The sequence below is a fragment of the Pseudomonas sp. Ors-4-3C genome (assembly GCF_055755035.1).
Window position 1 is genome coordinate 3,914,593 of record NZ_CM146900.1, and the last position, 21,236, is coordinate 3,935,828.

The following is a 21,236-nucleotide window of genomic DNA, read 5'->3' on the forward strand; positions in this document are numbered from 1 at the left end:
AGGGCGAAACCGCCAGCCGCAGCACCCGAAGCAACGGATATTCACTCAATCAAAACAGCTGCCACCCAATAGCCGCCCACAAAAAAGCCCCTCAAAAAGAGGGGCTCTTGCACAACCAGAAACCGCAATCAGGTCATCTGAATGATGGTCTGCATGATAGTGCTCTGGGTCGAAATGGTCTTGGCGTTCGCCTGATAGTTGCTCTGGCCCTTGATCAGATCCACCAGCTCGTTGGTCAGGTTAACGTTGGACTCTTCCAGCGAGTTGGACGCGATCGAACCCAGCGTACCGGTTTCCGGCGCATCGTAGCCCGGGATACCCGAGGCGAACGTCTCTTTCCAACTGGTACCGCCGACTGCCTGCAGGCCTTGTTCGTTGGTGAAGCTGGCCAGCGCAACCTGGCCGATGGCCTTGCTCTGGTTGTTGCTGAAGTTGGCGAACAGCGTACCGGTACCGTCGATGGTCAGGTTGGTGATCTGGCCAGTGGCGTAACCGTCCTGAGTCGGGATCGAACGCGCGGTATCAGCGTTGAACTGAGTGGTCTTGGCCATGGAAATGGTCACGCCATTGGTGTTGGCAGACGCGCCGTTTGGCGTGAAGGTGCCGTTGGTCACGGTACCCGGTACCCAGCCGGTCAGCTTCAAGTCGCTGCTGATGATCGGCTTGGTCGCATCCGCCGGGTTAGGCGTGCTGACCTGAGTGAGATTGCCCGAACTGTCGAACGTCAGTGTCGAAGCAGTCGGGGCGGTCTTGGTTGGATCGCTGCCGGTTGCATCCGGATTGCGCCCGTCCACCAGGGTGTAGACCTTCCAGGTGTTTTGGCCGGTTTTCACCATGTACTGATCCATGACGTGCGAGTTGCCCTGAGAGTCATAGATCGGTGTGCTGAACGACTTGGTGTAGGTTTCGAGTTTTGCCGGGTCGAACTTGCCTGCCGCCACTGTGTCGTCGATCACTGGGGCCGACGAGTTCAGGTTGATGCTCGAAGTCACCAGCGAAGTCGATTTCGGCGCCAGGTTCGAGGTGTCGATCTTCAGGTCGGTCAACACGCCGTTGATGATCTTGCCGTTGGCATCCACACCATAACCTTGCAGGCGCGAGGTGTAGTCGGTGTTGGTGATGAAGCCGTTATTATCGACCTTGAACGTACCGGCACGGGTGTAGGTGATCGCGCCGTTGTTGCTCATGGTGAAGAAACCGGAACCGTTGATACCCATGTCCAGCACGTTACCGGTGTTGTTGATGTCACCCTGGGTGAACTGCTGGGACACGTTGGCCAGGCGCACACCGTTGCCGATGACCTTGCTGCCGCTACCCAGACGAGTGGCCGAGTAGACGTCTTCGAATTCTGCACGGGACGATTTGAAACCGGCGGTCGCGACGTTGGCGATGTTGTTGCCGGTCACGTCCAGTTGTTTGTTGGCTGCATAGAGACCGCTAAGGCCGATATTGAAAGACATATTCCACTCCTTTGTGCCGGTTAGTCGGCTCTATATACCAATGGTTTGTACTTTGGACAGGGCGACGGTGCCCTTGCCGGACAGGTTGAGCATCAGCTCGCCACCGGTCTGGCTGATGGTCACACTGTTGACCGTGGCTGGCAGATAGGTCGCCATATCGGTCGAGGTGCCATTGATCGATGCGTTGGCCTTGACGGTGTAGGTACCGGTCTTGACCAGATTGCCGTCCTTGTCCTTGCCGTCCCAGGTGAAGCTCGCGCTGCCTGCGGCGCGACTGCCCAGATCGATGGTGCGAACGACCGTGCCGCTGCTGTCGGTAATGCTGACGGTGCCGCCGGCAATCGACGACGGAACGGTGACCGAACCGGTCATGCCTTTGCTCGGGTCGTCCAATTGAACGGTGTTGGTCTGCACGATCACGTTGCGGCCCACCAGCGACGACGCCTGAAGGGCCTGCGAGGAGTTGTAGTTGCCGGCCAGCGAGCTGACGGTGCTGTTAAGCGTGGTGATGCCTTCCAGACTGCTGAACTGCGCCAACTGCGCAACGAACGCGCTGTTGTCCTGCGGGTCGAGCGGGTTCTGGTTTTTCAGCTGGGTGACCAGCAATTGCAGGAACGCATCCTTGCCCAGCGCCTGGCCGCCGGTGGAACTGTTAGTCGCAGAAGCAATGCCATCGGCGGTCGAACTGGTCTTCTTCGACGAGTTCGCCAGGATGTCATTCATGCTCAAGCTGCTGGTGGTATCGGAAACACTCATGGCAGTCGCCCCTTATTACTGACCGAGGGTCAGCACCTTCTGCATCATGGTTTTGGCGGTGTTCATCATTTCGGCGTTGGTCTGGAACGACCGGCTCGCGGAAATCATGTCAGCCATTTCTTCCACCACGTTGACGTTCGGGTAGTAGACGTAGCCCTTGGCGTCAGCGGCCGGATGGTTCGGCTCGTAGCGCGCTTCGAGGTTGCTCTGGTCTTCGACCACGCCAAGCACCTGTACGCCCTGCCCTGCGGCGTCCTGGCTCTGGAACAGCGAGTTGCTGCCGCTGTTCTGGCCGCCCTGGAACATGGTGGCGAACACCGGGTGACGGGCGCGGTAGGTCTGGTCGATGCTCGACGAGACGGTTTCGGCGTTGGCGATGTTCGAAGCCACGGTGTTCAGACGCGTGGTTTGTGCGCTCATGCCGCTGCCGGCAATGTTGAAAACGCTGGACAGGGACATGGATTACTCTCCGCGCAGGGCTGACACCAGCCCTTTGAATTTGCTGTTGAGCAGAGTGAAGCTGGCCTGGAAGCCGACCGCGTTTTCCGCGTAATTCGACTGCTCGAGTTGAGCGTCCACGGTGTTCTGGTCGATCGAAGGCTGCATCGGCGTGCGATACATCAGCGACTCGTCGCCATTGCCCACGCCTTCAGCTTCGATGTGACGGCTGTTGGTCATGTTCAGGGCGATGGTGCCGTTGGCGTTCTTCTGGCTCTGTGCTTCGAGCACTTTGGAGAAGTCCAGATCCCGAGCCTTGTAGTTCGGGGTATCGGCGTTGGCGATGTTGTTGGCCAACACTTCGGCGCGCTGGGCGCGGAAGCCCAATGCCTTTTCGTGAATGCCGAGCGCTTTATCGAAGCTGATGCTCATGTCGGGAACCTTCGGGTGACCGGTTTTTCGTACCTGAGCTTTAGCAAGCCGCGTGCCAATGCGAGAACCCCCCGAAAACCGGGGCTTTGCGGGGCGTTGGCAAAGCGGCAATGCCAGAAAAGCGGCAAACGGCTTCCGCTGGCTGCCGCTTTTCTGCCGCTTGCCCTCCCCTCGCACCTACACCACAGACCCACTGTGGGAGCGGGCTTGCTCGCGAAAGCGTCGAGTCAGTCGATATCTGTTTTTCTGACACCCCGCATTCGCGAGCAAGCCCGCTCCCACAGGGGATTTGTGGTGTGTGAGGGAGATAATTCAGGCACAAAAAAACGGGAGTCCCTGAGGCCTCCCGTTTTTTGTATTGCCGATGCAATCACTTCGCCTGGTAAATGATCCCTGGGCTGCACTGGACCATCTGGTAATGATCCGGCAAACCGTTCAGCGCTTCGGAAGCACCGAGGAACAGATACCCGCCCGGCTTCAGCGTGCTGTGAATGCGCAACAGGATGTCTTTCTTCACCTCGGCGGAGAAGTAGATCAGCACGTTGCGGCAAAACACGATGTCGAACTTGCCCAGACTCGCATAGCTGTCGAGCAGGTTGAACGAGCGGAACTCCACGCGATTCTTGATCGGCGCCTTGACTGCCCAGCGTCCCGGCCCTTTCGGGTCGAAGTAGCGCTGCAGACGATCGGCGGACAAACCGCGACCGATCGCCAGACTGTCGTACTCGCCGGTCTTGCAGTTGTTCAGCATGCTGCCGGACAGGTCGGTGGCAACGATCTGCACACCCATCTTCAACTGACCGAGGTTGCTGCGCTCGAACTCATCGATCGACATCGACAGCGAATACGGCTCCTGACCGGACGAGCACGCCGCCGACCAGATCCGCAGACGCTGGTTGGGACTGGCCTTGATCGCCTCGGGCAGCACCTTGTTCTTCAAGACTTCAAACGGATAGGTGTCACGAAACCACAGGGTTTCGTTGGTCGTCATGGCATCGACCACCTGCTCGCGCAAACCGCTGCGCGGCTGGGTCTGGATGCGCTGTACCAGCTCACCCAGGGACTTGATGCCTTGCTGCTCCATCAGTTTGTTGAGACGGCTCGAGACCAGGTACTGCTTGTTTTCACCGAGCAAAATGCCACAGGCTTTTTCCAGGAAGACCCGGAACTGTTCGAAATCCAAATTACCCGTAGACAATGATGCCGCCTCTTAAATCGTGTTGACCGCCAGGGGCAGAAGGCCCCTAGCTGATATCTGCTGCTTTGATCCGGTCGACTACCCGGGATGCCAGGTCATCAGGACGGAATTTGGCCAGGAAGTCATCGGCACCGACTTTCTTGACCATCGCCTGATTGAAAACCCCCGACAACGAAGTATGCAGGATGATATGAAGCTTTTGCATGCGCGGGTCGCTGCGGATCTCCGCCGTCAGGGTGTACCCGTCCATCTCCGGCATCTCGATGTCGGAAATCATCATCAGGAACTCTTCTTCCGGCTTCTTGCCCTCATCGACCAGCTTGCGCAGGTAATCCAGCGCCTGCTTGCCGTCGTTCAGCGCCACCACTTCGACACCGACCGTCTGCAGGCAACGCGTGACCTGCTTGCGCGCCACCGACGAGTCGTCGACCGTCAACACCCGCAGCGACAACGCCTTGCTCTGGGTCTCGACATCGACCACACCGACCGAAATCGCTTCCGGCGTCGGCGCGACTTCCGCCAGCACCTTCTCGACGTCGATGATTTCGACTAACTGGTTGTCGACTCGAGTCACAGCGGTCAGGTAATGATCGCGCCCCGTGCCCTTGGGCGGCGGATGGATCTCTTCCCAGTTCATGTTGACGATGCGCTCCACCGAGCGGACCAGGAAACCCTGGGTCTTGGTGTTGTACTCCGTGATGATCACGAACGGATTTTTCTTGTCTTTCAACGCCCCGGAACCGGTCGCCATTGCCAGATCAAGGATCGGAATGGTCGCCCCCCGGATATTCGCCACCCCGCACACGACAGGACTGGACTTGGGCATCAACGTCAGCGACGGGCATTGCAGCACTTCCCGCACCTTGAACACGTTGATTCCGTAGAGCTGTTGACCGTCGAGACGGAACAACAACAGCTCCAGGCGATTCTGCCCTACCAGTTGCGTGCGCTGGTTCACCGAATCCATTACACCAGCCATGCCCAGACTCCTACACCAACGCCAAGTGTTGTTGCGACGCACATTCATTGCTAAACGGCACGGCGCTTGCTTTTTAACTCGTATGAACGCTCAAACGACATTTTTCCGACGCCTGACCTCCCGCACCCGCAAAGCGTTGTGCGCGACGTCTGCCGTCTGCTTGTTTTTCGCTGGCAGCCCTGCCGGTGCTGATACGGTTACCTTGCCTGACATGCTTATCGGCGTCACTCAGGGCTTTCTTGAGTTCACCGTAGAAGACTATCTGGCTACCAGTCAAACCGAAGGCCGCTACGAAATCGAGGTCAACCAGCTCGATCCACGTATGCGCATGCCTATGTGCGACAAGGAATTGACAGCGTCGCTGGAGAGTCCGGCACGTCCGCTGGGCCGGGTCACGGTCAAGGTCCGTTGCGAGGGAAGCTCGCCCTGGACGGTGTTCGTGCCCGCTCAAGTCCGCCTGTTTCGCGAGATTGTCACCACCACCCGACCGCTCAAACGCGCCGGGATTATCGAGCCGCAGGACGTGACCTTGCGTGAACGCGACGTCAGCCAGATCAATCAGGGTTTCCTGACGTCGGTGGATGAAGCCATCGGGCAAAAATTAACCCGACCAACGGTCGCCGATCAGGTCATTACTCTGGTGCATCTGGAACAGGCTGAAGTGGTGCGCAAGGGCGATCAGGTGGTCATCATCGCCCGCAGCGGTACGCTCGCCGTACGCATGCCCGGCGAAGCCTTGGCCAATGGCGGTCTGAAGGAACAGATCCGGGTGAAAAACCTGAACTCCAACCGGGTGATCAAGGCGCAGGTCATCGCGCCGGGCCAAGTGGAAGTGGCCATGTAAAACGCTCACGCAGAAAACTGGCGCCGGCCTCGACGCTTCCCTAAACTGTGCCGAAGCAGGACACGCTTCGACGCATGCAGCTCATTGCAAATGAGCCTAAAGTTTTCCAGGGGATGGCCGAGAACATGGCAAGCGTCCAAATTCCCAGAGGTTTTTAACATGGTCATCGATTTCAGCCGTTTGAACAGCTCCTCGTCACTTACGGGCAGTACACGTACCAGCAACGCCAAGGAAACCGCCGATACCGGCACCTCCGCGCCGCTGAATACCCCGGCCGAAACGGCCAGTACCGTAAAAAGCGGGGAATCGGTACACCTCAGCAATGAGGCTCAACAGTTGCAGAAGGTCACTGACAAGCTGCGCGATCAGCCTGCCGTCGACAAAGCCCGAGTGGCCGAGTTGAAAGCAGCGATTGCCGATGGCAGCTATAAAGTCGACAGCAACCGTGTAGCCAGCAAACTGCTCAACTTCGAAGCCCAGCGCTAGGCTTTTGCCGGCGCCAGGCTTTTGGACGCTTAGAACCCAAGGCCAGCCATGCACGACACTAATTTATTGCAACTGATCACCGACGACTTTGCTCCAGCTCAACAATTGCTGGAGTTATTGCAAACCGAGTCCCTCGCCTTGCACGGTCGCGACATGCCCTTGCTCGAAGATATTCTGGCGCGCAAACAGGCATTGATCATTCTGCTTGAACAGCATGGCCGCAAGCGCAGCGAAATCCTCGCCAGCCTCAATTTGCCGCTCGATCGTCAGGGCCTGGAGCACCTGGCCAGCCAGTCGAGCATTGGCGATCAGTTGCTGTCCCAGAGCGACGTACTGACAGACCTGATTGCCCAGTGCCAGGCGGCCAATGTCAAAAACGGTCAGTCGATCCAGATTCAGCAGGCCACCACGGCCAATCAGCTGAAAATCCTCACCGGGGGCGAGCCACCAGCGTTGTATGACGCCACAGGCACTTTCGCCAAGCCCACCAAGCCGCGTACGCTCAGCCAGGCGTGAGCCATTCGATGTGCCTGCACTATCAACCCGCGAAACATGCTGGCAAAATGCTGGCTAGTCGTAGTCAAATTTTGTCTGGAGATTGAGAAAACGTGCCAAACGCCCTAAGCGCGGATGATACTCCGCAGCCACCAAAGGTGCTGACCACGCCCCTGGAAATCTCCAGCAACCTGCGCCAGCTGCAAGAAAGCCACGATCCGCTGATCATCACCTTTCACGAGCGCAGTCAGCGCTTCCAGAGCTACCTGATCAAGGTTGACCGGGAAACCGCGACGATTGCCCTGGACGAGATGATCCCGCGCGATGGCGAGCGTTTTCTGCTGGCCGGCGAACCGTTCAAGGTCGAAGGCTTCCACGAAGGCGTGCGCATCGCCTGGGAATGCAACGGCACGCTGAACATTGAAGAATCCGAAGGTGACCGTTTCTACACCGGCGAACTGCCGACCGAAGTGGTTTACCACCAGCGCCGCAACGCTTTTCGCGCGGCCCTGAAGCTGACCGATCTGGTCAGCGTTGAACTCGGCGGCGAAAAGCTCAAGGCACCGATCAACGGTAAACTGCTGGATATTTCCGCCACCGGTTGCAAGCTGCGCTTTGAAGGCGACATCACCGACCGCCTGCAACTGGGCCAGGTTTATGACCGCATGATCGCCACCCCGCTGTTCGGCAATCAGCCGACTTCGGTCGAATTGCGTTATCTGCACTTCGAAGAAAAGCTCAACATCACCTTCGCCGGCCTGCGTTTCCACAACATCAGTGGTCAGGCGGCGCGCAACGTCGAGCGCTTCGTTTATCAACTGCAGCGTGAAGCACGCCGGTTCGATAAAGACGATCTGTGATTCGTACAGGCAAATAGAAAGGGCAGCCCCTCGCGGGACTGCCCTTTTTTATGCCAAAAATCTTTCTGCCAGCAACGGACACCTGTGGCGAGGGAGCTTGCTCCCGCTGGGGCGCGAAGCACCCCCACCCTTTATCTGGCAAGCGGTGCCTGCTGCGCAGTCCAGCGGGAGCAAGCTCCCTCGCCACAGTTACAGTGTCTGTCTCTGAACAGCCTTACTCTCACCCGACTCAGGGTCTGGCCCCACTGATGTCCGGTGTCGGTTTATCACCCTCATCAGCCGAATCAGTTTCTGCCACAGCTTCAGGCTGAACCTCGGGCTCCGGCTCCGGCTCCGGCGTAACCGTGGTCTGCATCTGCTCCTGCACCACCTGCTCATCCACTCGCGGGTCGAGTGCTGCCACCAGCGGCGAACTCGACATGCTGTCCGGCATCGCCACGTGATGCAGCGGTGCGTCGTCGACCTGATGCAGATTGGTCACGGCTTTCGGGCGAATGCGCCACACCAGCACCAGCGCAAAGAAACTGAAGAACGCGTACAGACTCTGACTGCCGAACAGCTTCATCAGCACACCCGCCAGCAGCGGGCCGATACTCGCGCCGACACCGTAGGTCACCAGCAACATCGCCGTCAGCGACACCCGGCGATCGCCCTCGACGTGGTCGTTGGAGAACGCCACCGCCAGCGGATACAGGCAGAACTGCACCAGCGAGCAGAGGAAGCCAACCACAAACAGCACCTCCAGCGGCACCTGCGGCAGGATCGCCAACGGCAACGCCGCCACCGCGAGAAAACCGGCGAAGCAACGGATCAGCAGCGCCCGGTCATAACGGTCGGACAACCAGCCCAACGGCCACTGCACCAGCAGCCCGGCAAAAATGCAGCTACCCATGAACAGACCAACCTGCTCGGTCGACAGCCCCTGCTGCGACGCATACAGCGGCGCCAGACCGTAGAACGAGCCGATGATCAGACCGGCCCCCAGCACCGTGCTCAACGACTGCGGCACCCGCTTGATAAAGAAGCGCGGCTCCATCGGTGCCGGATGCAGTGGCGCCGGGTGGATCCGTCGAGTCAGCGCCACCGGCACCAGACACAAGGCAAAACACAGCGCGACCAGCATCAGCAGTTCCAGGCCGAGGCCCGGGTGCATGACCAGAATCAGCTGACCCAGCACCAGCCCCAGATACGAAGCGATCATATAACCGCTGAACACCAGCCCGCGCTGGTTGGCGTCGGCCTGCTCGTTGAGCCAGCTCTCGATCACCATGTATTGGCACATCATGCCCAGACCGACGATGGTCCGCAGCACCAGCCATGCCGGCAGCCAGTCGACCAGACCATGTCCGAGCACCGCCGCGCCAACGATCCCGGCACACGCCGAATACGCCCGAATGTGCCCGACCCGGGCGATCAGCCGGTGCCCAATCTTGCCGCCCAGCACCAGGCCGAAATAGTTGGCCGCCATCAGCGCACCGACCCACAGCCCATCGACATGGTCAGCGGCCAGGCGCAATGCCAGGTATGTAGATAGAAGGCCCGAACCGATCAACATCATCAGCGAGGCGAAATACAGCGCTCGAAAGGATTTCCAGATTTGGCGCATCGGCGTTCCGAGCGGCTCCTTGCAGTAAGTATCGGGCTATCCAAACGATAGCCCGATGACGACAGTTCGTCAGGCCTGGGCTGCTAGAACACGCCGTTCCCAGGGAGTGATTTCATCAAAGAAGCTGGTCAACTCCATGGTCTTCGAAGCGATGTAGCCTTCGATGAACTCCTGTCCGAACAGTTCCCTGGCCAATTGGCTACGTTTCAGACGCTCGAGCGCGGCATGCAAGGTACACGGCAACGAAAGATTGTCCGGCACTTCGAATTCGCCCTGAATCGCAGCGCTGGGCTCCAGCTCATGCTCGATCCCATGCAAGCCGGCGGCCAGGCTCGCGGCAATCGCCAGATACGGATTGGCATCGGCGCCAGGCAAACGGTTTTCGACCCGCCGGGCCACCGGCGAACTGGCCGGAATCCGCAGTCCTGCCGCGCGATTGTCGTGGGACCAGCAGGCATTGTTCGGTGAAGCATACGGATGACACAGACGCTGATAGGAGTTCACGTTCGGTGCAAACAGTGCGGTGAAATCAGCCATGCCCGCCTGCTGCCCGCCGATGAAATGGCGGAACATTGCGGTCGGCTGGCCGTTCTCGTCGCTGAACACGTTGTTGCCAGTGGCGATCTCGACGATGCTCTGGTGAATGTGCATCGAACTGCCCGGCGTGTGTGCCAGCGGCTTGGCCATGCACACCACGCTCAGACCATGCTTGAGCGCGACCTCCTTGAGCAGATGTTTGAACAGGAAAGTCTGGTCGGCCAGCAACAGCGGATCACCGTGCAGCAAGTTGATCTCGAACTGGCTGACGCCCATTTCATGCATGAAGGTATCGCGTGGCAGACCGAGGGCCGCCATGCATTTATAGACTTCGCTGAAGAACGGCCGCAAACCATTGTTGGAACTGACGCTGAACGCCGACTGACCATCCTCGCGGCGTCCATCAAGGCCTACCGGCGGACGGAACGGCTGAGTCGGATCGGTGTTCGGGGCGAAGACAAAAAATTCCAGCTCGGTCGCCACCACCGGCGCCAGACCGCGCGCGGCGTAACGGGCGATGACTTTTTTGAGTTGGCCGCGGGTCGACAGATTGGAGCTTTCGCCGCTCAGTTCGTCGGCATCGCAGATGGCCAGGGCACGTGGCTCGTCGCTCCATGGCAGAGGATGAATCATGCTCGGCTCGGCCACCAGTGCCAGGTCGCCGTCATCGCTGCCGTAAAACCGCGCCGGCGGATAACCGCCCATGATGCATTGCAGCAGCACCCCCCGTGCCATCTGCAAACGCCGCCCTTCGAGGAAACCCTCGGCGGTCATCACCTTGCCGCGCGGCACGCCGTTCAAATCCGGCGTGACACATTCAATCTCATCAATGCCGGTCAGTCGCTGCGCGAGTGAACGCTGGCCATCGGTTGTCATGACGCAATCCTTGTTATTGTGCGAGCCGCGAACGGCGACCCGTACAAAATAGGCTCCGGCTGTTCGGAATATCAAGCAGCGTCAAACAAAAACCCGGGTCACGGCAGATAAAGGCTGAACACCCCGCCACCCAGTGCTCCGCCATTGCGAATTTCGGTGTGCCCGACCACGCCATTGCGCTGATGCAACGCGGCAATCCGGTTGGCGAAATACAGACCCAACCCGGTGCTGCCACTGCTGTGATTGATGCCCTGCACGTAATCGGCCTGCCGCTCGAGCATCTCGGTCGGGTAGCCGTCGCCGTCATCGTTGATGCTCAACACCAGTTGCCCGGCCTCATCGCTGACGGTAATCAGCAGCGACTCGCGGGCATAACGAATCGCGTTGTTGATGCAGTTGCCCAACACTGAGGCAACCAACTCGCGATCGAAGAAACCCAACGGACTCAGCGGATCGACTTCATAGGTGGCGATGATCCCGCGACTGGCGAACACCTCTTGGTGCGATGCCAGTTGCGCCTCGATGAAATCATCGAGTTCGTGATACGCCGGTTGCAGCGGCATCTGGTTGACGCCGAGCTTGTACAGCCCGAGCAACTGCACCAGCATGCCGTTGAGGTGGGCGAACTCGAAATCGATCACACCCTGCTCCGCCCCACCGCGCTGCCCTTCGGGCAACCGCGCCAGCCACTGGCTGTGGGCCTGCATCAGCATCGCCAGCGAGTTTTTCATATCGTGAACGGTGGAGGCGATCACCGTGGAGAAATCCAGCGCCTGCTCGTCTTGGTTCATTCGCCAAACGCCTTGCTTTTCAGCTTCTGATAACGCGCATAACGCGCGTCGGTGTCGGGCATCAGGCCGACCATTTTCAGGCAGGCCCGACATTCTTCCAGCTCCGCCGACGGCACACTGGTGTCGGTGCCGTGCAGCAGCGACTGGGCCATGTTCAGCGCGATACTGATGTTCTTCGGTTGCATCTTCAACGCCTTGCGGAACACCTCGCGGGCCTCCACCAGATTACCGGTCTTGTACACGCGCACGCCCTGACGGTTGAGGTCGGCGGCGGCGTTGCTCGAACTGAGAATAGTCGGGTCATCGGTGAGCTTGGCGATGTCTTTCATCACTGCCGGATCGTCGCCGTAAATCTCCGCGCAGCTCTTGAGCATCGAAGTGCCCGCCTCGGCCTGACCGAGCATCTGCAACTGCTTGGCGACCAGCAACGCCGCCTCAGGACTCATGAACTGCTCCATGCCGTCGAGGCGCATCAGCGCTTGTTCGGTGAGCTTGTCGGCGGTCTCGGCATCGTTGAGCAGCAGACTGGTGGCCTTCATCAAGCGCGCACGAATCTGCAGGCCCGGGTCAGACGGGTTCTCTTTGGCGACGGCGCTGAGCGTGGTGTTGATCTCCAGCCGCGTGCGCGTGTCGAGACCGCGCTCACTGCCCTTGCTGATCAAGGCATGAGCCAGACCGAGGTTGCTTTCCGGATCCTTGAACCGCGACTGCGCGCCCTGCGCCACTGCCTGGCGATAGGCCCGGGACGCGGTGTCAAAGTCTTCATTGGCCATCGCCAGTTTGCCGAGCAACGCCTGCCGGCGCACCGCCAGCGGCGATAAGCGAATGGCCTCCTCCAGCACTCGCTGCGCGCCTTTGGTATCGCCCTCGGCGACCAGCACATCGGCCATGCCGTCGTACAGCGCCGGCATCATCGGGAACACTTTCAGGGCTTTTTCGTAAACACCCTTGGCCTGCGCCACTTGCCCACGCTTGAACAACAACTTGCCCAGCCCGGCAAACGCCCACGGCAACGGCCGGTCAGCGATGATGCTGTCGTAAAGGCGTTCAAGGGCTTCGTTCTGATTCATGTCACGCAGCGCATCGGCGCGATAACGCAGGCACAGCGGCGAATAACGGATGTCCTGCTTGCACAGCGCAATGCAGGCATTGAGCACCTCGACCGGTTTACCGCGATCAAGGGCTTGCAGAATCGGTTTGAGCAACGTCTTGCGCTGCTCCAGACGCTCCAGGCGCTGCGCCAGGCCGGAGCGGTTGAACGGCTTGGTCAGGTAGGCATCCGGCTCATGCTCCAGGGCACTGAGCACCATCGCCTGACTGGTCTCGGCCGTCACCATGACAAACACCGCTTCATGGCTGATGAGCTTTTCCGACATCAAGTCTTCCAGCACCTGCTGGCCGTTCTTCTTGCCGTCACCGAGGTGGAAATCCTGCAGGATGAAGTCATAAGACTTCTGCGCACACATCTTCAGCGCCTGCTCGCCGGTATCGGCGGTATCCACGTCCTTGACCCCCAGCTCGCGCAGCATCGAGCGTACGGAACTGCGGAAATCCGAGAAATCATCGACGATCAGAAAACTCTTTTGGTGATACGACAGCATCGAGGATTTCCAGGCAATTGAAGTAGGTGAACCGGGGGCGTTTTCACAGGCGCGCAGATGATAGCTGGAGGCCAAATGCTATCAAGCGATTTCGCGCGAGTCTGAGGTCGCCGAAGGAGTTATCGGCAAGGAGTGGGGTTCTCTGAAGTGGAGGGGTTCAAGATTCCTTGTGCAGCGATTACCCTGCGCGCCGAGTCATCTTTTCACTACAGGGTTTATCTCGACTGGCGACACGTGCGATGGCTGAAGGCTATCGACGTCAACCATTCTGGTTTCGCGGTGCTTCTCGCGCACGCGAACCGAAAGGGCTTTGAATTCGCGGTTTACGGAATCGGAAGAACGTTGGCGCGAATGAATTGAAGATGGAGTGCCAAGGAGATTCACAGGTCATGCGGGGTAATCCTCCCAGCCAGGCCCTCCGTAAGGCGTCTTATCCAGCTCGGGAAAATCCGTCGTCCATTCGCCCCAGTCCATGTACTCATAGTACTTGCTCATCGCTTCGAAGTGGCTTGCCGCCTCAACTTCCCAAATCAGTTTCGACCCCGGCTCAAGGAGGGCGCGCGATTCATCGCCATGAGGCCCAGAGGGACAAAACAACTGTAAGCCATCGGGTTCCAGCCATAGTTCATGATTCAAGGTTCATCCTCATTAGTCTGAATGAGCCATCGGCTGGAGTTCACTACGAAGTGGACCTTCAACACAAGCCGAGAGACGCAAGTTCGGTAGCTAGAAAATCTACGTGAGCAGTAGCTATCGTCGACCAAAGACTGAGCTCTTCTCCCAGAGCAATACCTTGATACGAGGTCGCGATTACTAAAAAGCCCCGACAAGCAATTACCTGAGCGGGGCTCTTTGAATGCTTGAAGCGATCCACTTGCACCCACCCTTCACCCCCTTAAGGCTTGGACGTTGGCAGATTAAATCGCTGGAAGCATTGATATGTATATGGTGTCCCAGGGCAGGTTCGAACTGCCAACCTTCCCCTTAGGAGGGGGATGCTCTATCCAATTGAGCTACTGGGACACTGAGTTGTCACGGCCGGACACGGCGCGACGGACGGCGTGCATGTTAACGGCCGGCCCTTGATTTGTCATGTCGTCCGTGGGCTTTTTAAGTGTAGGCAGGCGCCTTGCAATGCTGCGGGAACATTTACCGTGCAATTTGCACTCCTCCAAAAAGCCATCATTGCAGATTGCAACCCGCGCCTTATGAAAAACCCTTCCAAATGCTTGTTTTTAAAGGACTTCACAGCGGTTAGACTGTTGGCACGACGGCTGCTATGTCTGTTCTCATAACAGAACAAACGGAGTCCGCCCCATGAACAGCACTCTCCTGCTCGCAAACGCAATCGCACTGGCGGTTTTGGTTGGCTTTCATTTTGTTCCCGAGAGTGCTGAACCGGTGGCTCAGCGTATGCCGCATTACTTGCAGGTGCAGAAAGCGCCGCAGTGGGCGGTGCTGAGCGATCAGAGCGACTTCGCGGCGCAGGCGGTCAATGAGCCTGAGCAAGCACTGCCGACGCGCGACACCGAACGTCTGGTTTTTTGAAATATCTTCAGGAGTACAGCATGTCCAAATCAGCCGCAGGGTTTCTGATCCTCGCCTTATTGAGTGGCGTTGTGCATTTTTCGCTGTTCGAGGAAACCGCAGTCACCCTTCCCCTGATTGGCTGCGGCGTATTTGCAGTGTTGTTTGTGCTGGCCCTGGTGGCCGGGCGCAAGATCAAATTTGATCCGGTGCTGCGTTAAGCCGGATCAAGTTCAGCAATTGCTTAACGGCGTCCGCCAGGTCGCCCGAGTTGTCGATCAGGTGAACGGGCAAATCAGTTGCCCTTCTGTCCTTGAACAGCGCATTGCGCGCCAGCCTCGCATCGATCTGCTCAGGCGTCTCCCGGCCACGCCTGAGCAGGCGTTCACGCAAGACCTGGTCCTTGACCGTCAGCAGCACCGGCAACAGTGTCGGGTAGCGCTCAAGCGCCTGACGCAGGTTGGCGCGTGAGCCGTTCACCAATACGCATCGCCCGGCACGCAACCATTCGTCCATTTCTGCCGGGATGCCATAAGCCAGCCCATTGGCGTGCCAGGCCAGCGAGAAGCCCCCGGCTTGCTGGCGTCGCTCGAACTCCTCGGGCGTCACGCCGATAGCGTCCTCGCCCACGGATTCCGCTGATCGGGTAATTACTCGACGCATGACTTCGCAATTCAACTCGCGCAAAGGCTCACGCGCGGCCTCGATCAGGCTGTCCTTGCCTGAACCGGAGGGCCCCATCAGATAAATAAGCTTGCCATCCATCCTGAAAACGCCCTCCGGCCGGTGTTTGCCCCTAGTAAATCGGCAAATTGCCACTATCCTGTACAGGTAAGGAACAAGGATCGAAAGCCGCATAGCATGCACGTTCTGACGTCTTTGGACATCAACAGATGTGCACCCGGAAGCGGTCATTGATGCGGACCAAGGCAAAGTTTTCAAACCAGTCCGCATTTCTGATAATTGGTGCTGGCATTACGCCTTTACCCAGCTCAATATTTGTCACAGAATTGACGCCAATGATCTGGCAATTTTGAGGCATGATGCGGGCCTCTTAACAATTCAGGTTGAACCATTTGGCGCGGATGCTTGTCCTACCACACATCCTGCGGCCAATCCCGAGAACCGCTCCCCTGAACTAACCGGTTAAATATATGCGCCCATTGAAACAGGCAATTTATTCCAGCCGTACGGCTGACAAGTTCGTCGTACGTCTGCCAGACGGGATGCGTGAACGCATTGCCGAGGTGGCTCGCAATCATCATCGCAGCATGAACTCCGAAATCATTGCGCGTCTTGAGCAGAGTCTTATTCAGGAAGGTGCACTGGGCGAAGAGTTGAGCATGCGCCTGGACAGCCCGGAGCTTTCGCTGCACGAGCGTGAGCTGCTGCAACGCTTCCGTCAGCTGTCGCACCGTCAACAGAACGCCCTGGTGTCGCTGATCGCTCACGACGCCGAAATGGCCGCAGACGCGTCCTGAGCCACACCGAACATCTCAAGCCAGCTTAAGTGCTGGCTTTTTTTTGCCCGGATTTTAATCACGACAATCCGAGGCAGACTTTGTGGTGAAGGGATTTATCCTCGATGGGCTGCGAAGTAGCCCCTCTACTGGGGTCGCTGCGCAACCCATCGGGGATAATTCCCCTCGTCACAGATAAATACACAGGCACAAAAAAGCCCGCCAATTGGCGGGCTTTTGCATTGCGGCGAATCAGAGCAGGAAGATCGTCGCCAACCCCAGAAAGATGAAGAAGCCACCGCTGTCGGTCATGGCCGTGATCATCACACTGGCGCCCATTGCCGGGTCGCGGCCCATCTTGGCCAGCGTCATCGGGATCAACACTCCCATCAACGCCGCGAGCAGCAAATTGAGGGTCATCGCCGCCGTCATTACCACACCCAGCGACCAACTGCCGTAGAGCAAGTAAGCGACCACACCGATCACCCCGCCCCAGACCAGACCGTTGATCAACGCCACCGCCAGCTCCTTGCGCATCAAGCGCGAGGTGTTGCCCGTGCTGACCTGGTCGAGCGCCATGGCGCGCACGATCATGGTGATCGTCTGGTTACCGGAGTTACCGCCAATACCCGCCACGATCGGCATCAATGCCGCCAGCGCCACCAGCTTCTCGATCGAGCCTTCAAACAGGCCGATCACCCGCGAAGCGACAAAGGCAGTGATCAGGTTGATTGCCAGCCACGCCCAGCGGTTGCGCAGGGATTTCCAGACGGAGGCGAAGATGTCTTCCTCTTCCCGCAGACCCGCCATGTTGAGGACTTCGCTTTCGCTCTCCTCACGAATCAGGTCGACCATTTCGTCAATGGTCAGACGGCCGATCAGCTTGCCGTTCTTGTCGACCACCGGGGCCGAGATCAAGTCGTAACGTTCGAACGCCTGAGCAGCGTCATAGGCGTCTTCGTCCGGGTGAAAACTCACCGGATCGCTGGCCATGACTTCAGAAACCTGTTTGTCCGGATCGTTGACCAGCAGACGCTTGATCGGCAGCACACCCTTGAGCACGCCGTCGTAATCAACCACGAACAGTTTATCGGTGTGCCCCGGCAGCTCCTTGAGACGGCGCAGGTAACGCAGAACCACTTCGAGACTGACATCCTCACGGATGGTCACCATCTCGAAGTCCATCAGCGCACCGACCTGCTCCTCGTCATAGGACAGCGCCGAACGCACGCGCTCGCGTTGTTGCTGGTCTAGCGTCTCCATCAGCTCATGGACGACGTCTCGCGGCAGCTCGGAAGCCAGGTCAGCAAGTTCGTCGGCGTCCATGTCCTTGGCCGCAGCCAGGAGCTCGTGATCGTCCATGTCGGCGATCAGCGTTTCACGAACCGAATCGGATACTTCGAGAAGAATGTCGCCGTCGCGATCAGCCTTGACCAGTTGCCAGAGCGTCAGACGGTCGTCCAGCGGCAAGGCTTCAAGGATGTAGGCAACGTCGGCGGAGTGCAGATCATCGAGTTTGCGTTGCAGCTCGACAAGATTCTGCCGGTGAACCAGGTTCTCGACCCGGTCGTGATGCGCGCCTTCCTGGCGATGGGTCAGGTCTTCGACGACCTTCTGCCGCTGCAGCAGCTCAACGACCTGAGCCAGGCGATCCTGCAGGCTTTCCTGTGTTTTCTTTACTTCGATTTCGGACATAGGCGAACTCCACTCCCAGCAGCGGGGCACGCCGGAAGGATCAATCAGTCAATTCATGATTGGTGAAACGGGTTACTGAGTAACTACTGGGTAAGTCCATGGAGGTTTTCCATAAGCCCCGGCGGGGCTGACGGGCGCAATGATACACCGCCTGACAGTTTTAAACGTTAAAAAATCGCGGTCGAAACAAGCGCTTGCGCGACAAAGCTGAGCACTGTCCTGACCCGTGCAGATGCGACGACTCATCTTGAAAAGAAAACACACCGGCGCTGAAAAATGTAGCGACTACCCTTGAGCGTAGATCGTCATGGAGGACGTCGAATGCTATCCAGAACATTCCGTTTTGTAGTCGCCAGCCTGCTCTGCCTGCCGCCCGCCGGGGTTGCCAACACCCTTCACCGCTGCGAAGCACCCGACGGCGGCATCACCTTCACCACCCTGAGTTGTGCGAACGATGAGCAGCTCTCGCTGCAGCAAGTCAAGCCCTACTCGCCCGGATCTGTCGTGCCGATCATGCCGGAACACAACCACGAGGAAATATCCGGTATGACAATCAGGGGACGTGAACCAGGCATCGTTGGCCGCCTGGAGGACAAATGCGGCAACCTGATCAATGCCAGGCAGCGCCGCGCAGCGATCATCAATCAACGAGTGATTGCCGGCATGAGCCAACAGGATGTTGAAAGCGCTCTGGGCAAACCGGACAAGGTGAATATTCGAACGTCGACGACGAGCTATCGATACGACCTGAAACGAGGCCGCAGTGCTCAAGTCGATTTTGATGAGAAGGGATGCGTGAAAGGAAAAGCCAAATCGCAGACAACAAAAAGCCCGCGTTAAACGCGGGCTTCTTGAATATGGTGCACTCGACAGGATTCGAACCTGTGACCGCTCGGTTCGTAGCCGAGTACTCTATCCAGCTGAGCTACGAGTGCATTTTGTGTTTTTAGACCAGACCACAACTGGTTGAAGCCGAGTTGCCTGTATTGCTACAAACGACTCTTAAATGGTGCACTCGACAGGATTCGAACCTGTGACCGCTCGGTTCGTAGCCGAGTACTCTATCCAGCTGAGCTACGAGTGCATTTGTGTTTTTAAACCAGACCACAACTGGCTGAAGCCGAGTTCTTTATATCGCTATAAACAACTCTTAAATGGTGCACTCGACAGGATTCGAACCTGTGACCGCTCGGTTCGTAGCCGAGTACTCTATCCAGCTGAGCTACGAGTGCATTTGTTGCGCCGCATTATAGCCCGTCTAATCTCTATTCCAACCACTTTTTCTAATAAATTCAACAACTTACAGAAAAAGCCAGATTACAACGTACTAAGCAAATAATGGCGGAGAACGGGGGATTCGAACCCCCGACACCCTTTTGAGGTGTACTCCCTTAGCAGGGGAGCGCCTTCGGCCACTCGGCCAGCTCTCCGCAACACGGGGCGTATATTAACCACCTTCTTCCCCGTTTGCAAACATAAAAATCGATAAAAATTAATGGCTTGGTTCTTCGTCCTTCTCTTTCTTTATACGCAGGTAAATTTCCTCACGGTGCACGGCAACCTCTTTCGGGGCGTTGACGCCGATACGCACTTGATTTCCTTTGACGCCGAGCACGGTCACGGTGATTTCGCCATCACCGATAATCAGGCTTTCTGCGCACCGACGAGTCAGAATCAGCATACCTTTCTCCTCACGCATTTCATTTCAGGGACAACAGTCTGCAAAAAAAAGGCACCCGACCTACAACCGGAGCGATCGTAGCCCTACATGCCTGAGTATTGACCAGCGCGAGCAAAAGAACAGTTCAGGGGCTCGCGCCATTCAAAAATAAAGGGCGCGGTCAGACCGCGCCCTTCAGATGACCGGATTACTCGCCCTGACGGGCCGGAGCGTCCAGTTCGAAAGCCGTGTGCAGAGCGCGCACAGCCAGTTCCAGGTACTTCTCTTCGATCACCACGGAAACCTTGATTTCCGAAGTCGAGATCATCTGGATGTTGATGCTTTCCTTGGCCAGGGATTCGAACATGCGGCTGGCCACGCCTGCGTGAGAACGCATGCCGACGCCGACGATCGAGACCTTGGCAATCTTGGTGTCGCCCACCACTTCCCGGGCACCGATCTCGCGAGCGGTGTTTTCCAGCACGGTCTGTGCGGCCTGGTAGTCGTTGCGGTGCACGGTGAAGGTGAAGTCGGTGGTGTTATCGTGCGCGACGTTCTGCACGATCATGTCGACTTCGATGTTCGCGGCACTGATCGGGCCGAGAATCTTGAACGCCACGCCCGGGGTGTCTGGCACGCCACGGATGGTCAGCTTGGCTTCATCGCGGTTGAAAGCGATGCCGGAAATGATCGGCTGTTCCATGGTTTCCTCTTCATCAATAGTAATGAGGGTGCCCGGACCCTCCTTGAAGCTGTGCAGTACGCGCAGCGGAACGTTGTACTTGCCGGCGAATTCCACCGCACGGATCTGCAGCACCTTGGAACCGAGGCTGGCCATTTCCAGCATCTCTTCGAAGGTGATCTTGTCCAGACGCTGAGCGACCGGCACCACACGCGGGTCAGTGGTGTAGACACCATCGACGTCGGTGTAGATCTGGCACTCGTCAGCCTTCAATGCCGCCGCCAGTGCCACGCCCGTGGTGTCGGAACCGCCACGGCCGAGGGTGGTGATGTTGCCGTGCTCGTCGACGCCCTGGAAACCGGCGACAACCACCACGCGACCTGCTTTCAGATCACCGCGAATCTTCTGGTCATCAATCTGCAAGATACGCGCTTTATTGTGCGCACTGTCCGTCAGGATCCGCACCTGATTACCGGTGTACGACACCGCCGGCACACCACGCTTGATCAGCGCCATGGCCAACAGGGCAATCGTCACCTGCTCACCGGTGGAAACGATCACGTCCAGTTCACGCGGAACCGGTTGCGCGTCGCCACTGATTTGCTTGGCCAGATCGATCAGACGGTTGGTTTCGCCGCTCATTGCAGACAGCACAACCACCAGGTCATCGCCGGCATCGCGGAATTTCTTAACCTTGTCGGCGACCTGCTCGATTCTCTCGACAGTACCGACCGAGGTGCCTCCAAATTTCTGTACGATCAAAGCCATTTCAAAGCCGCCTCTGCCCATGAAGGGCGCCCAATAATCACTCGAACAGCCGCCGGGCCCGCCACTAGACTGCGGGCCCGACGGG

General features: G+C 58.1%; 23 protein-coding genes and 5 tRNA genes. 8 read left to right on the top strand and 20 right to left on the bottom strand.

Going from position 1 to position 21,236, the window contains the following annotated elements; genetic code table 11:
- Window positions 1-128: 128 nt before the first annotated feature.
- From flgE to ACVHNU_RS17635, 6 genes are all read right to left on the bottom strand, one after another.
- Window positions 129-1,460 carry a flagellar hook protein FlgE gene (gene flgE, locus ACVHNU_RS17610; protein ID WP_201136845.1) on the bottom strand — a complete coding sequence of 444 codons (1,332 nt, stop codon included), beginning with the start codon at window positions 1,458-1,460 and terminating at the stop codon, window positions 129-131.
- A gap of 30 nt (window positions 1,461-1,490) precedes the next feature.
- The gene (gene flgD / locus ACVHNU_RS17615; protein ID WP_003227214.1) at window positions 1,491-2,216 is read right to left on the bottom strand and encodes a flagellar hook assembly protein FlgD; all 726 of its coding nucleotides are present in this window, start codon (window positions 2,214-2,216) and stop codon (window positions 1,491-1,493) included.
- A gap of 15 nt (window positions 2,217-2,231) precedes the next feature.
- The gene (gene flgC, locus ACVHNU_RS17620; RefSeq protein ID WP_003227217.1) at window positions 2,232-2,675 is read right to left on the bottom strand and encodes a flagellar basal body rod protein FlgC; all 444 of its coding nucleotides are present in this window, start codon (window positions 2,673-2,675) and stop codon (window positions 2,232-2,234) included.
- Window positions 2,676-2,678: 3 nt separating this feature from the next.
- Window positions 2,679-3,086, bottom strand: a complete 408-nt coding sequence (gene flgB, locus ACVHNU_RS17625) for a flagellar basal body rod protein FlgB (RefSeq protein ID WP_003227219.1) — start codon at window positions 3,084-3,086, stop codon at window positions 2,679-2,681.
- Between the two features lie 370 nt (window positions 3,087-3,456).
- Window positions 3,457-4,284 carry a protein-glutamate O-methyltransferase CheR gene (gene cheR, locus ACVHNU_RS17630; protein WP_003227220.1) on the bottom strand — a complete coding sequence of 276 codons (828 nt, stop codon included), beginning with the start codon at window positions 4,282-4,284 and terminating at the stop codon, window positions 3,457-3,459.
- Window positions 4,285-4,330: 46 nt separating this feature from the next.
- On the bottom strand, window positions 4,331-5,263 hold the full coding sequence (locus ACVHNU_RS17635; RefSeq protein WP_003227223.1) for a chemotaxis protein CheV: 933 nt from the start codon (window positions 5,261-5,263) through the stop codon (window positions 4,331-4,333).
- Window positions 5,264-5,345: 82 nt separating this feature from the next.
- On the opposite strand from ACVHNU_RS17635, the gene flgA reads away from it, so the two are divergent.
- The 4 genes from flgA to ACVHNU_RS17655 all read left to right on the top strand — a co-directional run bounded on the left by flgA (window position 5,346) and on the right by ACVHNU_RS17655 (window position 7,948).
- Complete coding sequence (gene flgA, locus ACVHNU_RS17640) at window positions 5,346-6,107, top strand: flagellar basal body P-ring formation chaperone FlgA (protein ID WP_080593261.1); 762 nt, start codon at window positions 5,346-5,348, stop codon at window positions 6,105-6,107.
- Window positions 6,108-6,266: 159 nt separating this feature from the next.
- Window positions 6,267-6,593 (top strand): flagellar biosynthesis anti-sigma factor FlgM, encoded by a 327-nt coding sequence (flgM, locus tag ACVHNU_RS17645; RefSeq protein WP_003227226.1) that lies wholly within the window; start codon window positions 6,267-6,269, stop codon window positions 6,591-6,593.
- A gap of 48 nt (window positions 6,594-6,641) precedes the next feature.
- The gene (locus ACVHNU_RS17650) at window positions 6,642-7,109 is read left to right on the top strand and encodes a flagella synthesis protein FlgN (RefSeq protein WP_473017956.1); all 468 of its coding nucleotides are present in this window, start codon (window positions 6,642-6,644) and stop codon (window positions 7,107-7,109) included.
- A 92-nt stretch (window positions 7,110-7,201) separates the two neighbouring features.
- Complete coding sequence (locus ACVHNU_RS17655) at window positions 7,202-7,948, top strand: flagellar brake protein (protein WP_003227230.1); 747 nt, start codon at window positions 7,202-7,204, stop codon at window positions 7,946-7,948.
- 229 nt (window positions 7,949-8,177) lie between these two features.
- Here ACVHNU_RS17655 and ACVHNU_RS17660 read toward each other — a convergent pair whose 3' ends face one another.
- The 6 genes from ACVHNU_RS17660 to ACVHNU_RS17685 form a co-directional block, all read right to left on the bottom strand.
- Window positions 8,178-9,554 (bottom strand): MFS transporter, encoded by a 1,377-nt coding sequence (locus ACVHNU_RS17660; protein ID WP_262142843.1) that lies wholly within the window; start codon window positions 9,552-9,554, stop codon window positions 8,178-8,180.
- Window positions 9,555-9,623: 69 nt separating this feature from the next.
- Window positions 9,624-10,865: a glutamine synthetase family protein gene (locus ACVHNU_RS17665; RefSeq protein ID WP_193774894.1), complete on the bottom strand. Its 1,242-nt coding sequence runs from the start codon at window positions 10,863-10,865 to the stop codon at window positions 9,624-9,626.
- 200 nt (window positions 10,866-11,065) lie between these two features.
- Window positions 11,066-11,758 carry a sensor histidine kinase gene (locus ACVHNU_RS17670; protein ID WP_103486420.1) on the bottom strand — a complete coding sequence of 231 codons (693 nt, stop codon included), beginning with the start codon at window positions 11,756-11,758 and terminating at the stop codon, window positions 11,066-11,068.
- Window positions 11,755-13,359: a tetratricopeptide repeat-containing response regulator gene (locus tag ACVHNU_RS17675; RefSeq protein WP_003227240.1), complete on the bottom strand. Its 1,605-nt coding sequence runs from the start codon at window positions 13,357-13,359 to the stop codon at window positions 11,755-11,757. Before ACVHNU_RS17675 ends, ACVHNU_RS17670 begins: the two co-directional genes overlap by 4 nt.
- A 387-nt stretch (window positions 13,360-13,746) precedes the next feature.
- Window positions 13,747-13,995, bottom strand: coding sequence for a hypothetical protein (locus tag ACVHNU_RS17680; protein WP_003227245.1), 249 nt, complete (start codon window positions 13,993-13,995; stop codon window positions 13,747-13,749).
- A 310-nt stretch (window positions 13,996-14,305) separates the two neighbouring features.
- A tRNA-Arg gene (locus ACVHNU_RS17685) sits at window positions 14,306-14,382 on the bottom strand.
- Window positions 14,383-14,676: 294 nt separating this feature from the next.
- On the opposite strand from ACVHNU_RS17685, the gene ACVHNU_RS17690 reads away from it, so the two are divergent.
- Both ACVHNU_RS17690 and ACVHNU_RS17695 read left to right on the top strand, forming a co-directional pair.
- Window positions 14,677-14,907, top strand: a complete 231-nt coding sequence (locus ACVHNU_RS17690; RefSeq protein ID WP_003227247.1) for a hypothetical protein — start codon at window positions 14,677-14,679, stop codon at window positions 14,905-14,907.
- A gap of 20 nt (window positions 14,908-14,927) precedes the next feature.
- Complete coding sequence (locus ACVHNU_RS17695) at window positions 14,928-15,107, top strand: PA3371 family protein (protein WP_003227249.1); 180 nt, start codon at window positions 14,928-14,930, stop codon at window positions 15,105-15,107.
- Here ACVHNU_RS17695 and phnN read toward each other — a convergent pair.
- On the bottom strand, window positions 15,082-15,651 hold the full coding sequence (phnN, locus tag ACVHNU_RS17700; RefSeq protein ID WP_473017957.1) for a phosphonate metabolism protein/1,5-bisphosphokinase (PRPP-forming) PhnN: 570 nt from the start codon (window positions 15,649-15,651) through the stop codon (window positions 15,082-15,084). The genes ACVHNU_RS17695 and phnN overlap by 26 nt on opposite strands.
- A 389-nt stretch (window positions 15,652-16,040) precedes the next feature.
- Here phnN and ACVHNU_RS17705 point away from each other — a divergent pair, with 389 nt between their 5' ends.
- Complete coding sequence (locus ACVHNU_RS17705; protein WP_003178899.1) at window positions 16,041-16,367, top strand: Arc family DNA-binding protein; 327 nt, start codon at window positions 16,041-16,043, stop codon at window positions 16,365-16,367.
- A gap of 231 nt (window positions 16,368-16,598) precedes the next feature.
- Here the strand turns inward: ACVHNU_RS17705 and mgtE are convergent, their stop codons facing one another.
- Window positions 16,599-18,041, bottom strand: a complete 1,443-nt coding sequence (gene mgtE, locus ACVHNU_RS17710) for a magnesium transporter (RefSeq protein ID WP_003227256.1) — start codon at window positions 18,039-18,041, stop codon at window positions 16,599-16,601.
- Window positions 18,042-18,362: 321 nt separating this feature from the next.
- Between mgtE and ACVHNU_RS17715 the strand changes: the two genes are divergently transcribed.
- Window positions 18,363-18,881 carry a hypothetical protein gene (locus tag ACVHNU_RS17715; protein WP_003227258.1) on the top strand — a complete coding sequence of 173 codons (519 nt, stop codon included), beginning with the start codon at window positions 18,363-18,365 and terminating at the stop codon, window positions 18,879-18,881.
- A gap of 18 nt (window positions 18,882-18,899) precedes the next feature.
- Here the strand turns inward: ACVHNU_RS17715 and ACVHNU_RS17720 are convergent.
- The 6 genes from ACVHNU_RS17720 to ACVHNU_RS17745 form a co-directional block, all read right to left on the bottom strand.
- Window positions 18,900-18,976 (bottom strand) — tRNA-Arg (locus ACVHNU_RS17720).
- 72 nt (window positions 18,977-19,048) lie between these two features.
- Window positions 19,049-19,125, bottom strand: a tRNA-Arg gene (locus ACVHNU_RS17725).
- A 71-nt stretch (window positions 19,126-19,196) separates the two neighbouring features.
- Window positions 19,197-19,273: transfer RNA gene (locus tag ACVHNU_RS17730), tRNA-Arg, on the bottom strand.
- Between the two features lie 107 nt (window positions 19,274-19,380).
- Window positions 19,381-19,471, bottom strand: a tRNA-Ser gene (locus ACVHNU_RS17735).
- Window positions 19,472-19,533: 62 nt separating this feature from the next.
- Window positions 19,534-19,722 carry a carbon storage regulator CsrA gene (gene csrA, locus ACVHNU_RS17740; RefSeq protein WP_002554426.1) on the bottom strand — a complete coding sequence of 63 codons (189 nt, stop codon included), beginning with the start codon at window positions 19,720-19,722 and terminating at the stop codon, window positions 19,534-19,536.
- A gap of 187 nt (window positions 19,723-19,909) precedes the next feature.
- Window positions 19,910-21,151 carry an aspartate kinase gene (locus tag ACVHNU_RS17745; protein WP_003227260.1) on the bottom strand — a complete coding sequence of 414 codons (1,242 nt, stop codon included), beginning with the start codon at window positions 21,149-21,151 and terminating at the stop codon, window positions 19,910-19,912.
- Window positions 21,152-21,236 lie beyond the last annotated feature (85 nt).